Annotated in this window: 10 protein-coding genes; 9 read left to right on the plus strand and 1 reads right to left on the minus strand. The window is 71.4% G+C overall.

Annotated elements, in window-relative coordinates; genetic code table 11:
• Positions 1 to 710 precede the first annotated feature (710 nt).
• The 4 genes from ACIF8T_RS06585 to ACIF8T_RS06600 all read left to right on the plus strand — a co-directional run bounded on the left by ACIF8T_RS06585 (position 711) and on the right by ACIF8T_RS06600 (position 4485).
• Positions 711 to 1394: a helix-turn-helix transcriptional regulator gene (locus ACIF8T_RS06585; protein WP_400031848.1), complete on the plus strand. Its 684-nt coding sequence runs from the start codon at positions 711 to 713 to the stop codon at positions 1392 to 1394.
• A gap of 44 nt (positions 1395 to 1438) precedes the next feature.
• The gene (locus tag ACIF8T_RS06590) at positions 1439 to 2521 is read left to right on the plus strand and encodes an inositol-3-phosphate synthase (RefSeq protein WP_400031850.1); all 1083 of its coding nucleotides are present in this window, start codon (positions 1439 to 1441) and stop codon (positions 2519 to 2521) included.
• Between the two features lie 78 nt (positions 2522 to 2599).
• Entirely contained in the window at positions 2600 to 3862 is a 1263-nt protein-coding gene (locus ACIF8T_RS06595) for an MFS transporter (protein WP_400031852.1), read from the plus strand.
• 125 nt (positions 3863 to 3987) lie between these two features.
• The gene (locus tag ACIF8T_RS06600; protein WP_400031854.1) at positions 3988 to 4485 is read left to right on the plus strand and encodes a hypothetical protein; all 498 of its coding nucleotides are present in this window, start codon (positions 3988 to 3990) and stop codon (positions 4483 to 4485) included.
• A 228-nt stretch (positions 4486 to 4713) separates the two neighbouring features.
• On the opposite strand, the gene ACIF8T_RS06605 is transcribed toward ACIF8T_RS06600, so the two are convergent.
• Complete coding sequence (locus ACIF8T_RS06605) at positions 4714 to 6162, minus strand: CCA tRNA nucleotidyltransferase (protein WP_400031856.1); 1449 nt, start codon at positions 6160 to 6162, stop codon at positions 4714 to 4716.
• 223 nt (positions 6163 to 6385) lie between these two features.
• Between ACIF8T_RS06605 and ACIF8T_RS06610 the strand changes: the two genes are divergently transcribed.
• The 5 genes from ACIF8T_RS06610 (at position 6386) to ACIF8T_RS06630 (ending at position 14634) form a co-directional block, all read left to right on the plus strand.
• Entirely contained in the window at positions 6386 to 8770 is a 2385-nt protein-coding gene (locus ACIF8T_RS06610) for a DUF6049 family protein (protein WP_400031858.1), read from the plus strand.
• 43 nt (positions 8771 to 8813) lie between these two features.
• Entirely contained in the window at positions 8814 to 11126 is a 2313-nt protein-coding gene (gene murJ, locus ACIF8T_RS06615; RefSeq protein ID WP_400031860.1) for a murein biosynthesis integral membrane protein MurJ, read from the plus strand.
• 139 nt (positions 11127 to 11265) lie between these two features.
• Positions 11266 to 12966: a protein kinase family protein gene (locus tag ACIF8T_RS06620; RefSeq protein WP_400031862.1), complete on the plus strand. Its 1701-nt coding sequence runs from the start codon at positions 11266 to 11268 to the stop codon at positions 12964 to 12966.
• 28 nt (positions 12967 to 12994) lie between these two features.
• The gene (gene sigM / locus ACIF8T_RS06625; RefSeq protein ID WP_400031864.1) at positions 12995 to 13720 is read left to right on the plus strand and encodes an RNA polymerase sigma factor SigM; all 726 of its coding nucleotides are present in this window, start codon (positions 12995 to 12997) and stop codon (positions 13718 to 13720) included.
• A complete protein-coding gene (locus ACIF8T_RS06630; RefSeq protein ID WP_400031866.1) occupies positions 13717 to 14634 on the plus strand; it encodes an anti-sigma factor family protein in 918 nt (305 codons plus the stop codon). Before sigM ends, ACIF8T_RS06630 begins: the two co-directional genes overlap by 4 nt.
• The last annotated feature ends 17 nt before the right edge of the window (positions 14635 to 14651 follow it).

The following is a 14651-nucleotide window of genomic DNA, read 5'->3' on the forward strand; positions in this document are numbered from 1 at the left end:
GGGTCCTGCCGGACCACCGGGACGCCGGCCGCCACGGGCCGGCTCGGGCGCCCTGCGGCGGCTGTTCGTACTTCTCTGGGCCGCACGCCGGGCTTCGGCTCGGCCGCCGTACGCGCGGTCCTCACCTCCGCCTCCGTACGAGCCCGACTCATAGGAGTCGGACGGAGACCCGGTGGCGCCTCGCGGTGCCGCACGGCGGCCGGAGGACGAGCCGGACTGGCCGCGTCGGGCCGCGGCACGTCCGCCTCCCTGCGGCTGCGGCGGTTTGCGACGGTGCTCGCTCATCGAACGACTACTCCTCGGGCAGGCGCACCCGTGCGCGCCTGGAAACGGCGGCTGGTTTCCGGTCCCCCCGAAGTACGGATGCGGCCGGTTCCCCATTCACCGACCCCACATGTGCCCGTACTACACCGAAGACGAAGACGCTCACAGGCGTCACTCGGTTCCCGGTGGTGTGCATGGCGCACAGACTACGCACCGCCAAAACCTGCCGAGTCCAGAACTTCATCCCAAACCAGGCAACTTGCCCCTGATGAATCGAGGATGTGATCCCGTTCACCATGTCCCCTCTTGTCGCATGCGGAAGGCCGTTCTATCGTCGTGATGTATCGAGCCGATACATCAGCTCGGTACATCAGTGCGCTACACCGGTTCGGGACAGAGCCGGCCACCGGCCCGTCAGGGCATGACCGCGGCAGAGAGGAGGCGACATGAGCCGGCGTTCCGGGATCCTCGAGTTCGCCGTACTCGGCCTGCTCCGCGAATCCCCGATGCACGGCTACGAGCTGCGCAAGCGACTCAACACGTCACTGGGTGTGTTCCGCGCGTTCAGCTACGGGACGCTCTACCCCTGCCTCAAGACGCTGGTCGCAAACGGCTGGTTGATCGAGGAGCCGGGCAACACCCCCGAGGACGCCCTCGCCACGACGCTCGCCGGGCGCCGCGCCAAGATCGTCTACCGGCTGACGGCGGAGGGCAAGGAACACTTCGAGCAGCTGCTCTCGCAGACCGGGCCCGACGCGTACGAGGACGAGCACTTCGCCGCGCGATTCGCCTTCTTCGGGCAGACCTCGCGCGACGTCCGCATGCGCGTCCTGGAGGGCCGCCGCAGCCGGCTGGAGGAGCGCCTGGAGAAGATGCGCGCCTCCCTGGCCCGCACCCGGGAGCGCCTCGACGACTACACGCTTGAGCTCCAGCGCCACGGAATGGAGTCCGTGGAGCGCGAAGTGCGCTGGCTGAACGAGCTCATCGAGAGCGAGCGGGCCGGACGGGACCTTCGGGGCTCCGCCACCGGGGGGCCCGCTCAGCAGGACACCTCATCTGGAGCGCCGGGCGGCCTGCCCCGGACCGGGGACGAACCCCGGCCGGATACGCCCGACGACACCGCCACGTGAGGTCCACCTCAGGACCTCACTCGTACACACAGGGAGCAACCGGAATGGGTTCGGTTCGCGTAGCCATCGTCGGTGTGGGCAACTGCGCCGCATCGCTGGTGCAGGGAGTCGAGTACTACAAGGACGCCGACCCGGCGTCCAAGGTGCCGGGCCTGATGCACGTCCAGTTCGGCGAGTACCACGTTCGCGACATCGAGTTCGTCGCCGCCTTCGACGTGGACGCCAAGAAGGTCGGTCTCGACCTCGCGGACGCCATCGGCGCCTCGGAGAACAACACCATCAAGATCTGCGACGTCCCCGCCACCGGTGTGACGGTGCAGCGCGGCCACACCCTCGACGGCCTCGGCAAGTACTACCGCGAGACCATCGAGGAGTCCGCCGAGGAGCCCGTCGACGTCGTCCAGGTCCTCAAGGACAAGCAGGTCGACGTCCTCGTCTGCTACCTGCCCGTCGGCTCCGAGGACGCGGCGAAGTTCTACGCCCAGTGCGCCATCGACGCCAAGGTCGCCTTCGTCAACGCCCTCCCGGTCTTCATCGCCGGCACCAAGGAGTGGGCGGACAAGTTCACCGAGGCGGGCGTGCCGATCGTCGGTGACGACATCAAGTCGCAGGTCGGCGCCACCATCACGCACCGCGTCATGGCGAAGCTGTTCGAGGACCGGGGCGTCATCCTGGACCGCACGATGCAGCTGAACGTCGGCGGCAACATGGACTTCAAGAACATGCTCGAGCGCGACCGCCTCGAGTCGAAGAAGATCTCCAAGACGCAGGCCGTCACCTCCCAGATCCCCGACCGGGACCTCGGCGAGAAGAACGTGCACATCGGCCCGTCCGACTACGTGGCCTGGCTCGACGACCGCAAGTGGGCCTACGTCCGCCTGGAGGGCCGCGCCTTCGGTGACGTCCCGCTGAACCTGGAGTACAAGCTCGAGGTCTGGGACTCCCCGAACTCCGCCGGCGTCATCATCGACGCCCTGCGCGCCGCGAAGATCGCCAAGGACCGCGGCATCGGCGGCCCCGTGCTCTCCGCGTCGAGCTACTTCATGAAGTCCCCGCCGGTCCAGTACTTCGACGACGTCGCCCGCGAGAACGTCGAGAAGTTCATCGCGGGCGAGGTCGAGCGCTAAGACCTCCGCACGCTGGGCAGTTGAGGGTCCCCGGGTCGCACGGCCCGGGGACCCTTCCCGTATGTGAGGCTGTGCCCCATGGCCGTCGTCCGTGACCTGCGCGTCCTGCTGCGCTTCCAGGGCTTCCGGCGCCTGCTCGCCGTACGCCTGCTCTCCCAGGGCGCCGACGGCGTCTACCAGGTCGGGCTCGCCACCTACGTCGTCTTCTCCCCGGAGCGGCAGACCACGGCCGCCGCGGTCGCCTCCGCGATGGCGGTGCTGCTGCTCCCGTACTCCCTGGTGGGCCCCTTCGCCGGCGTCCTGCTGGACCGCTGGCGGCGCCGCCAGGTCCTGCTGTACGGCAGTCTGCTGCGCGCCCTGCTGGCGTCGGCGACGGCCCTGCTGATCCTCGGCCGCGCCCCGGACTGGCTCTTCTACGTCTCGGCCCTGTGCGTCACCGCCGTCAACCGCTTCGTCCTGTCGGGCCTGTCCGCCGCGCTGCCGCGGGTGGTCGACGCCGACCGCCTGGTCGTCGCCAACTCCCTCTCCCCGACCGCGGGAACGCTCGCCGCGACCGCGGGAGGCGGTGTCGCCTTCGTCGTGCGGCTGGTCGTCGCGGACTCCGACGCGGCCGTCGTGCTCGTGGGGGCCGCCCTGTACCTGGGAGCGGGACTGGCGTCCCTGCGCATGGCCGCGAAACTGCTGGGCCCCGAGCGCGCGTTGGTGCGGCCCCGCCTGACGGAGGCCCTGGGCGGCACCGCGCGCGACCTGGCCGCCGGGGTGCGGCACATCGCCGCGCCGCCGCGCCGGGAGGCCGCCTGGGCGCTCGCCGCCATGTCGCTGATGCGGTTCTGCTACGGCGCCCTGCTGGTGATGCTGCTGATGCTGTGCCGGTACGCCCTGACCTCGACCACGGACGACGGACTCGCCCTGCTGGGGCTGGCGTTGGGGATCTCCGGCGCCGGCTTCTTCGCGGCCGCCGTGCTGACGCCCTGGGCGGCGGGACGGCTGGGGCCCGGTCGCTGGATCGTCGTGTGCGCCGCGGCCGCCGCGGTCCTGGAACCCGCCCTCGGCCTTCCGTTCGCCACCGTCCCCCTGCTGGCCGCGGCGTTCGTCCTCGGAGTCACCACCCAGGGCGCGAAGATCGCGACCGACACCCTCGTGCAGTCGTCCGTCGAGGACGGCTTCCGTGGCCGGATCTTCTCCGTCTACGACGTCCTGTTCAACGTCGCCTTCGTGAGCGCTGCCGCCGTGGCCGCCCTGATGCTGCCGCCGGACGGCCGGTCGGTCCCGCTGGTGGTCACGATCGCCGTGATCTACGGATCAGTTGCCGCTGCTATGACCCGGTTCGCCCGCCGGTAAGTGTCACATCAATGCCACAGAGACAGTTCTGGCCGCCTGGTTGTCAGTGGGGCCCGATAACTTACGTGGGTCTTATACGCGACTCTTTCGCGTCACGCACCCATGCTTCTTAGGGGGACCCCCAAGTGACCACTCCGCCGCCCCAGGGCAATCCGTTCGCGCAGGGCCAGCAGCCCGCCGGCCAGCCCCAGGCCCCGTACCCGCCGCAGGGCGGCTTCCCCCAGCAGCCGGGTCAGCCCGGCTTCCCGCAGCAGGCCACCGCTCCGTACGCGCCGGTCCCGCCGGAGCAGCCGCGCCGGAAGTTCGGTTTCAAGACCATCAAGAACATCGTCATCGCCGTCGCGGTCGTCAGCGTGGCGGTGGGCGGCTACATAGCCAGCCGGGACGACGCGAACCAGGCCGCCGTGGGCGACTGCCTCAAGGCCGCGTCGTCGTCCTCGGACCGCATGGAGGTCGTGGAGTGTTCCTCGACCGAGGCCGAGGCCAAGGTCCTGAAGAAGGTCAAGGGCCACTTCACGGAGCTCTCCGCCGAGACCGAGTGCCGCAAGGTCAGCGACGCCACCGGCTTCTACGCCGAGACGGGCGACGGCGAAGAATTCCTGCTGTGCCTCGCCGACGCGTGATCCAAGTCGACGCGTGAGCCGAGGCGGCTCGATCGGCAGGGCAGCGCTTCACGGCTGACGCGTCACCGGCGGCACAGGCGCCGGTGGGCGTTTCACGGTCGGTGTTTCACGTGAAACATGACCGGTCACCGCACGCAGCCCCGCGCTCATGCCGAAGGGGGCGGCATGTTTCACGTGAAACATGCCGCCCCCTTCGGCGTTCCTGATCAGGCCCGTCCGGCCGAGGCCTCAGGCCGTGCCCTCCTGGGCCCACCATTCCTTGAGCGCCGTCACCGCCGCGTCGTGCCCCATCGGCCCGTGCTCCAGGCGCAACTCCAGCATGTGCTTGTACGCCCGGCCGACCGCGGGGCCGGGCTTGACGCCGAGGATCTCCATGATCTGGTTGCCATCCAGGTCCGGACGGATGGCATCCAGCTCCTCCTGCTCCTGGAGCGCGGCGATCCGCTCCTCCAGACCGTCGTACGCACGCGACAGCGCGGCCGCCTTGCGCTTGTTGCGGGTCGTGCAGTCCGAGCGGGTCAGCTTGTGCAGGCGGTCGAGAAGCGGTCCGGCGTCCCGGACGTACCGGCGGACCGCGGAGTCCGTCCACTCGCCCGTGCCGTAGCCGTGGAAGCGCAGGTGGAGTTCGACCAGACGGGAGACGTCCTTCACCAGCTCGTTGGAGTACTTGAGCGCCGTCATGCGCTTCTTGGTCATCTTCGCCCCGACCACCTCGTGGTGGTGGAACGAGACCCGGCCGTCCTTCTCGAAGCGGCGGGTGCGCGGCTTGCCGATGTCGTGCAGCAGGGCGGCGAGGCGGAGGGTCAGGTCGGGGCCGTCCTCCTCCAGGGCCATCGCCTGCTCCAGCACGATCAGCGTGTGCTCGTAGACGTCCTTGTGCCGGTGGTGTTCGTCACTCTCCAGGCGCAGGGCCGGCAGCTCGGGCAGGACGTGGTCGGCGAGCCCGGTGTCGACGAGCAGCGTCAGGCCCTTACGCGGGTGAGAGGAGAGGATCAGCTTGTTCAGCTCGTCCCGCACCCGCTCCGCGGAGACGATGTCGAGCCGTCCGGACATCTCCTTCATCGCCGCGACGACCTCGGGCGCCACCTCGAAGTCGAGCTGGGCCGCGAAGCGCGCCGCCCGCATCATCCGCAGCGGATCGTCCGAGAAGGACTCCTCGGGCGTGCCCGGCGTGCGCAGCACCCGTGCCGCGAGGTCGTCGAGCCCGCCGTGCGGATCGATGAACACCTTCTCCGGGAGCGCGACGGCCATCGCGTTCACCGCGAAGTCACGGCGGACGAGGTCCTCCTCGATGGAGTCGCCGTACGACACCTCGGGCTTGCGGGAGGTCCGGTCGTACGCCTCCGACCGGTACGTGGTGACCTCGATCTGGTACCCGGCCTTCTGGGCACCGACCGTGCCGAAGGCGATACCGACCTCCCAGACCGCGTCCGCCCACGGGCGCACGATCTTCAGCACGTCCTGGGGACGGGCGTCGGTCGTGAAGTCCAGGTCGTTGCCGAGCCGGCCGAGCAGCGCGTCCCGGACCGAGCCGCCGACCAGGGCGAGTGAGAACCCGGCCTCCTGGAAGCGGCGGGCGAGGTCGTCGGCGACAGGCGCGACCCGCAGCAGTTCGCTCACCGCGCGGTGCTGCACCTGGCTGAGGACACGGGGGGTTTCTTCGTTGGCGTTCGGCACAACGTAAGAGGGTACGTGGCCCGGGCGGCCGCCCGCGTCTCCATAAAACGTGCACGGAAGCGGCGCGCGGAGGCCCGACTTCATACGCGCACATACGGGACAGGCCCGCGCCGTCCCCCGATCTTGTGGGCCGGTCCGCGGCACTTCCCCTCAGCGCACCTCGTTACCATGCGTGGACGCACATTCCGACGACCACTGACGAAGACGAGGGACGGGCGAGCGCGTGGCCGAGGCGGCAGACTTCCAGGGGACGAGTGCCTCACCTGCCCGCCGGTGGCTGCGGCGCACCGGAGCCCTGCTGGCCGGGGCACCCCTGCTGGCCGGCCTGCTCCAGCTCCCCGCCGCGGCTCCCGCGGGCGCCGTGGGGGAGGACGCCGCGCAGGCCCCGGCTGGGACGGGCACGGTGGCCGTGTCGGTCGACACGCTCACCCCCGGCCTCCCCACGGACGGCGACACGCTGACCGTCTCCGGCACGGTGACCAACCAGGGCAAGCAGACGGTCACCGACGCCCGCGTCGACCTGCGGGTCGGCCCCGAGCTGGACACCCGCTCGGACATCGACGCGGTCGCCAAGGCCCCCGACGACGTCGACGCCCCCGCCGGCCGGGCGGTCGAGGACAAGTACGGCAAGGAGTTCCCGCAGCTCACCCCGGGCGTCTCCGAGCCCTTCAGCCTCTCCGTGCCGGTCGACGAGCTCGACCTCGGGCAGGACGGCGTGTACCAGCTGGCCGTGGCGCTCTCCGGCCAGACCTCCGCGCGGCCGTGGGAGCAGGTGCTCGGCATGCAGCGGACGTTCCTGCCGTGGCAGCCGGACGAGGCCGGCACCAGGACGAAGACGACGTTCCTGTGGCCGCTGGTCTCCACCGCCCACATGACGGCGGAGACGGCATCCAACGAGCAGCAGACACCGTTCTTCCTCAACGAGGACCTGGCCGAGGAGATCGCCCCGGGCGGCCGGCTGGACCAGATGGTCGCGCTGGGCAAGGAGCTCGACGTCACCTGGGTGATCGATCCGGACCTGCTGGCGTCGGTGGACAAGATGACGCGCAGCTACCGCGTGCAGGGCGAGGACGGCACGAGCACCGCCGGCACGCACCAGAAGGATGCCAACCGGTGGCTTCTGGAGCTGCAGAAGGCGGTGGCCGACCAGGAGGTCGTGGCCCTGCCCTACGCCGACCCGGACCTGGCCTCCCTCGCGCACCGCGGCACGAGCGTCACCGGCTCGCTGAGCCACCTCAAGGAGGCCAGCGACGTCGCCTGGGACACGGTGTGGTCGATCCTCCACGTCGCGCCGAGCACGGACTTCGCCTGGCCCGTGGACGGCGCCGTCGACCCCTCGGTCGTCAAGGTCGCCACCTCGGCGGGTGCCGACAAGGTGATCGCCCGCAGCGACAGCCTCCAGGAGACGGGTGAGCTGCCGTACACGCCCTCGGCGGCCCGTCCCATCGGCGGTGGCGCCACCGCCGTCGTCGCGGACGCCCGGATGTCCACGGCGTTCCAGGGCGATCTGACCAGGGCGTCGGCGTCCGCCCGGGCCGTCCAGCGCTTCCTCGCCCAGAGCCTCATGCTGAACCGCCAGACCGACAGGCAGCGCAGCGTCGTCGTGGCTCCCCAGCGCATGCCGTCCGCGAGCCAGGCCCGGGCGATGGCCGAGGCGCTGACGGCCCTCCAGAACGGCACGTGGGCGGAGTCCCAGGACCTCGCGGCCGCGGCCAAGGACAAGCCGGACCCGGGTGCCGCCACGAAGGTGCCGCCGGCCTCCTCCTACCCCTCCTCGCTCGCCCGGCAGGAGCTGCCGCGGTCGGTGTTCGACCAGATCGCGCGGACCCAGGGCAAGCTCGACAACTTCAAGGTGATCCTCAGCGACCAGTCCCGGGTGGTCACTCCGTTCGGGCGGGCGATGAACCGCGAGATGTCCACCTCGTGGCGCGGCCGCACCGGTGCCGCGGCCGACTACCGCGACGGCGTCGAGTCGTACCTCGACGGGCTCATCGGCGGAGTCAGGCTGATCCAGAAGTCCGAGACCAAGCTCTCCGGCCGCAGCGCCACGATCCCCGTGACCGTGCAGAACAACCTGGTCCAGGGCGTCGAGCACCTGGTGCTGCGGCTCACCTCGGAGAACCCCACGCGTCTGAAGATCGGCGGTGACGACTACGAGGAGCAGCCCGTCGCGGTCTCCGGCGATCACAGCCAGTCGGTGAAGTTCACCATGTCCTCGAACGCCAACGGCCGCGAGACGGTGATCGCCCAGCTGTACACCGAGGACGGCCGCGCGTACGGCGAGCCCGTCCGGTTCGACGTGCGGGTCACCGAGATCACGGCCACGGTGATGCTGGTCATCGGCGGCGGCGTCCTGCTGCTCGTCCTCGCCGGCTTCCGGATGTACACGCAGCGCAAGCGTGCCGCGGCCCGCGAGGACGACGAGACCGGCGCCGAGGCCTCGGACGGGGACGCCGACGGTCCCGGGCCCGCCCCGGACGGCCGTCCCGCGCAGGAATCCGAGGCCGGCGACCGGGCGGGCGAGCCGGAGCAGCCGAGTGACCCGGCACCGGACACCGCAGCGGAAAGCGCCGACCCGTCCGGCACGGGTGAGAGAGTGGACCGTTGAGAAATCGTGGCCGGTGGGCCCGGGACGATGAGGTGGGGTAAGCATGAACGCGCCGTACGACGGTGACCGCGGCCGGGCCGTGGGCGACTCGGGTCATCCCGAGTCCGGCTACCCCGAGTCCGGCTACGCCGAGCAGGGCCGCCACCAGGCGCCGCCCGAGCACGGCCAGGTGCCGCCGCAGCCGCCCGCGGACATGTACCTCCAGGACGCCTACGCCCAGGACCCCTACCGCGAGCAGGACCTCGCCGCGCAGGACCCGGTCGCCGAGGCGCTCTACGACCGCGCCGCGCACCCCCCGCCGCCCCCGGGCACGCACCAGCCGCTGTACGGCCAGCCGCCCCAGTCGCCGTACGCCCCGGACCCGCGCGTGTGGGCGCAGACCCCGCCGCCCGAGCCGGAGAACCCGAACCAGTACCTGCCCTACGGCGACGACCCCCGCACCACGCAGTTCGTGGGCGTGGACGACCTGGTCACCCAGGCCGGCGAGCAGCGCCACGAGCCGGACGCCTTCGCGCATCTCTTCCGGGACCAGCAGCAGGGCGGCGGCCACCCGTCGTACGACGCCCCGTCCGTCCCCGGCCCGTCTCCGGTGCCCGGCGGCCACCCGGCCGCCGGCCCGCACGCGGCCCCGGGCCCGCACTACGGCACGGCGGCGCCCGTGGTCGACGAGGCCGCCGCTCCCGAGCCCGGCCCCGCGCAGGCAGCCGTACCGGCGCCGAAGAAGGCCGGCCGCGCCTCCGGCCTGCTGAAGTCCAGCGCGGTCATGGCGGCGGGCACGATGGTGTCGCGCCTGACCGGGTTCCTCCGCTCGGTGCTGATCGTCTCGGCGCTCGGCCTCGCCATGCTGGGCGAGTCCTTCCAGATCGCCTACCAGCTGCCCACGATGATCTACATCCTGACCGTGGGCGGCGGCCTCAACTCCGTCTTCGTGCCGCAGCTCGTCCGTGCGATGAAGAACGACGAGGACGGCGGCGAGGCGTACGCCAACCGTCTGCTGACGCTGGTGATGATCGCCCTGGCGGCGCTCACCGCGCTCGCGTGGTTCGGCGCCCCCCTCCTGGTCCGCATGCTGTCGGCGTCCGTCGCCGACGATTCCGCGGCCAACGAGGTCGCGATCACCTTCACCCGGTACTTCCTGCCCTCGATCTTCTTCATGGGCGTGCACGTGGTGATGGGGCAGATCCTCAACGCGCGCGGCCGGTTCGGCGCGATGATGTGGACCCCGGTCCTGAACAACATCGTCATCATCGTGACGCTGGGCCTGTTCATCTGGGTCTACGGCACCGCCGCCGAATCCGACATGAGCGTCACGAGCATCCCGGCCGAGGGCCAGCGGCTGCTCGGGATCGGCGTCCTGCTCGGCCTGGTGGTCCAGGCCCTGGCGATGATCCCGTACCTGCGCGAGACCGGGTTCCGGCTGCGGCTGCGGTTCGACTGGAAGGGCCACGGCCTCGGCAAGGCCGCCATGCTCGCCAAGTGGACGATCCTCTTCGTCCTCGCCAACCAGGCGGGCGCGCTCGTCGTCACCCAGCTGGCCACCGCGTCGGTCGCGGGCACCAGCCTCGCGGGCACGGGCTTCAGCGCCTACGCCAACGCCCAGCTGATCTGGGGCCTGCCCCAGGCCATCATCACCGTCTCCCTGATGGCGGCCCTGCTGCCCCGCCTCTCCCGCTCCGCGGCCGAGGGCGACGCCGGCGCCGTCCGCGACGACATCTCCCAGGGCCTGCGGAACACGGCCGTCGCCATCGTGCCCATCGCCTTCGGGTTCGTCTCGCTCGGCATCCCGATGTGCACCCTGATGTTCGGCTCCTCGGGCACGAGCGCGGCCACCAACATGGGCTACATGCTGATGGCCTTCGGCCTCGGCCTCATCCCGTACTCGGTGCAGTACGTCGTCCTGCGCGCCTTCTACGCCTACGAGGACACCCGCACGCCCTTCTACAACACGGTCATCGTGGCCGCGGTCAACGCGGGCGCCTCGGCGGTCTGCTACTTCGTGCTGCCGGCCCGCTGGGCAGTGGTCGGCATGGCCGGCGCCTACGGCCTCGCCTACGCGATCGGCGTCGGTGTCGCCTGGCGGCGGCTGCGCCTGCGGCTGGGCGGGGACCTGGACGGCTCCCGCGTCCTGCGGACGTACGCCCGCCTGTGCATCGCGTCGGTGCCGGCCGCCCTGCTCAGCGGCGCGGCCTGCTACGGCATCGGCCACACGCTCGGCCAGGGCGCCCTGGGGTCGCTCGCCGCGCTGCTGGGCGGCGGTGCCGTACTGTTCGGAGTCTTCTTCGTCGCTGCCCGGCGCATGCGGATCGCGGAGCTCAACGCACTGGTCGGCATGGTCCGCGGGCGCCTGGGACGCTGAGGCGGGGGATACGCGCACAACCATCGTCGGCCCCCGCGTGTCGTGCATGGCGGCGGACTGTGGGCACAATTGGTTTCGGCGTCGGACGGCGCGCACGGGTGTCTGACGGCGCGCAACGGATGGGGAGGCAGGAACGACGGTGGCGGAACGGAGCACAGCTGCCGTCGACGTGGCAGACAACAGCGGCGAGGCGTCGCTGACCGCGCAGGCGGACCAGTCCACGGCCGACGGGGTGGCCAAGAACCGGGAGCGGGACACGGACAGCGACGAGGTACAGGAGACCGCCCGCACCGACAGTTCCGGAAAGGCCGCGCCTCCCGAACTGCACAGCGGCCACAAGCTGGCCAGACGCTACCGTCTGGAGGAGTGCGTCACCCGCCTGGACGGTTTCAGCAGTTGGCGGGCCGTCGACGAGAAACTGCGGCGTGCCGTCGGTGTCCACATCCTGCCCGCGGACCACTCCCGCGCCCGTTCGGTCCTGGCCGCGGCCCGCTCCTCCGCCCTGCTCGGCGACCCCCGCTTCGTCCAGGTCCTGGACGCCGTGGAGGACAACGACCTCGTCTACGTCGTCCACGAGTGGCTGCCCGACGCCACGGAGCTGACCACCCTCCTCGCGGCCGGCCCGCTGGAGCCGTACGACGCCTACCAGATGGTCACCCAGGTGGCCGGCGCGATGGCCGCCGCCCACCGCGAGGGCCTGGCCCACCTGCGCCTGAACCCCAACGCCGTGCTGCGCACCTCGACCGGCCAGTGGCGCATCCGCGGCCTCGCCGTGAACGCCGCCCTGCGCGGCATCAGGTCCGACACCCCGCAGCGCACCGACACCGAGTCCATCGGCGCCCTGCTGTACGCGGCGCTCACGCAGCGCTGGCCGTACGAGAGCGACGCCTACGGCCTCTCGGGCCTGCCCAAGGACATCGGCCTGATCCCGCCCGACCAGGTCCGGGCCGGCGTCCACCGCGGTCTGTCCGAGCTCACCATGCGGGCCCTCGTCAACGACGGCGCCACCGCCTCCCGCCACGAGTCCCCCTGCACCACGCCCGAGGAGCTGGTGAAGGCGATCGGCGAGATGCCGCGCATCCGGCCGCCGGAGCCGGCGTTCACCGCCCCGCCCGAGTACCAGCGCACGACGTACCAGCAGGGCTCGTACGGCCGTCCGGCGCCGCACCCCGGCGTCGCCCAGCCCGTCCCCGCCCCGCCGCCCCCGCTGCAGACCCGCACCGGCAAGGCGCTGAAGTGGGCCGTCTCCGCCCTGCTCATCGCCGCGCTCGGCCTGGGCAGCTGGCAGCTGGCGGACGCGCTCATGGAGCAGGGCGGCAAGGCGGACGATCAGAACCGGACGCAGACGACGGACGGCGACGACAAGAGCCCGACGAAGCCGCCGTCCGGCAAGCCGATCGCCATCAGCAGCGCCCGCGACTTCGACCCTTTCGGCTCCGACCGGTCCGAGAAGCCGTCCGACATAGGGAAGGTCTACGACGGCAACACGGCCACCTACTGGCAGACGGACTACTACCTGAGCTCGGACTTCGGCCGTCTGAAGCCGGGTGTCGGCGTCATCCTCGACCTGGGCAAGGTCCAGCAGGTCGGCAAGGTGACCGTGACGTTCGTCGGGAGCACCTCGGTCGAACTGCGCAGCGCGAGCACGGACGCGGGCGCCGAGCCGCTGACCTTCGACGCCTACGGCAAGGTCGCCGAAGGCTCGGGGACGACCGTGGAACTCAAGCCCGGCAAGACCCTGAAGTCCCGCTACCTCCTGGTGTGGCTGACCGATCTGCCGATGCAGGCGGACGACGGCCGATGGCGCGGCAGACTGGCGGACATCAAGGTGACCAGCTGACGGCAGCTGCCGCGAGGGAGGGGGTCCGATGGCGGACGGCGCCGCTCATGACGGGATGAGCGATCAGGACCTGCTCGCGCGCCATGTCGGAGGCGACCCCGACGCCTTCGGTGAGCTCGTGCGCCGTCACCGCGACCGTCTGTGGGCCGTGGCCCTGCGGACGCTCGGCGACCGCGAGGAGGCCGCTGACGCCGTCCAGGACGCCCTCGTCTCCGCCTACCGGGCGGCCCACACGTTCCGCGGTCAGTCGGCCGTCACCACGTGGCTGCACCGCATCACCGTGAACGCCTGCCTCGACCGGGCCCGCAAGGCCGCCTCGCGGAAGACGGCTCCGGTCGACGACACCGAGCGCCTGGAGCAGCTCCTGGAGCCGCACGAGTCGGCGTCGGCGCCCGCCGAGCGCAACGACCTGCACCGGCAGCTCATCGAGGCCCTGGGCACCCTGCCGGCCGATCAGCGGGCGGCGCTCGTCCTGGTGGACATGCAGGGCTACCCCGTCGCCGAGGCCGCCCGCATCCTCGAGGTACCGATCGGGACCGTGAAGAGCCGGTGCGCCCGCGGCAGAGCCAGACTCCTGCCGCTGCTGGCCCATCTGCGCCCGGAAAGCAGCGGCAAGGGCAAGAAGCCCGGCGCGGAACGGAACCGGACGCAGGGGACGTCCGTCCCACCGGCAGCGGACCCCGGCCACACGGAACCGCCGGACGCAGGAACAAGCGACTCAGCCGCGGTGAAGGGCGGAGGTGGACGAGCGTGACGTCGACAGACACGGCAGGGCACCCGGACGTCACGGAGCTCTCCGACCTCGCCGAGGGCCTCCTCCCGCCGTCCCGGACGACGGACGTACGCCGTCACCTCGCCGGGTGCGACCTGTGCGCGGACGTCTACGCCTCGTTGGAGGAGATCCGGGGGCTGCTCGGCACGCTGCCGGGCCCGCCACGCATGCCCGCCGACGTCGCGGGCCGCATCGACGCGGCGCTCGCCGCCGAGGCACTGCTGCAGTCCCGTGCTGCCGACACCACGGACACCGCCGCGGGCGCCGGCGTCTCACCGCCCTCCGGCGACGACGGCGCGCCGGTTTCACGTGAAACACCGTCGTCGGCGGACCGGCCGGCCGGACATCCCCGCTCTTCCTCCACCGGCCCCGGCCGCAAGGGCCGCAACCGCGCCGGACGCCGCAGGATCGCCGTCCTGGGAGCCGTCTTCACGGTCGCCGCTCTCGGACTCGGCTCGATGCTGCTCTCCTCGCTCGACGACGGCAAGGACACCCCTGCCGTCCAGGGACAGCAGTCCGCCTCCCCCGACACCTTCTCCGAAGGGACACTGGGCAAGCAGGTCTCCACACTCCTCGCGCAGAGCCGTCGCGAGGGGGGCGGCCCCCGTACGCCCGACAGCTTCGGCAGGGAGTCCGGCCCCAGCGTCAACAGTCCCAAGATCCTCAAGGAGCTGCCGGTCCCGGGCTGCGTCCGCGAAGGCATCGGACGCGGCGACCCGGCCCTGGCCGTCGACAAGGGCACGTACAAGGGGAGGGAGGCACTGCTCGTGGTGCTCCCCGACGCGTCCGACGACACCCGGGTCGTCGCCTACATCGTGGACGCGACCTGTGTCGATCACCCGTCGTCCACCGGCCCCGGCAAGGTCCTGCTGGAGCGCTCCTACCCGTCTTCCTGAGCGCTCGGGCGTCGTCC

Origin of the sequence: Streptomyces sp. NPDC085946 (genome assembly GCF_044540485.1) — a bacterium.
GTDB lineage: Bacteria > Actinomycetota > Actinomycetes > Streptomycetales > Streptomycetaceae > Streptomyces.

Coding starts and splice junctions, on each gene's coding strand:
- sigM (WP_400031864.1), top strand. CDS start 12,995: ATGGCGGACGGCGCCGCTCATGACGGGATGAGCGATCAGGACCTGCTC.
- ACIF8T_RS06595 (WP_400031852.1), top strand. CDS start 2,600: ATGGCCGTCGTCCGTGACCTGCGCGTCCTGCTGCGCTTCCAGGGCTTC.
- ACIF8T_RS06590 (WP_400031850.1), top strand. CDS start 1,439: ATGGGTTCGGTTCGCGTAGCCATCGTCGGTGTGGGCAACTGCGCCGCA.
- murJ (WP_400031860.1), top strand. CDS start 8,814: ATGAACGCGCCGTACGACGGTGACCGCGGCCGGGCCGTGGGCGACTCG.
- ACIF8T_RS06585 (WP_400031848.1), top strand. CDS start 711: ATGAGCCGGCGTTCCGGGATCCTCGAGTTCGCCGTACTCGGCCTGCTC.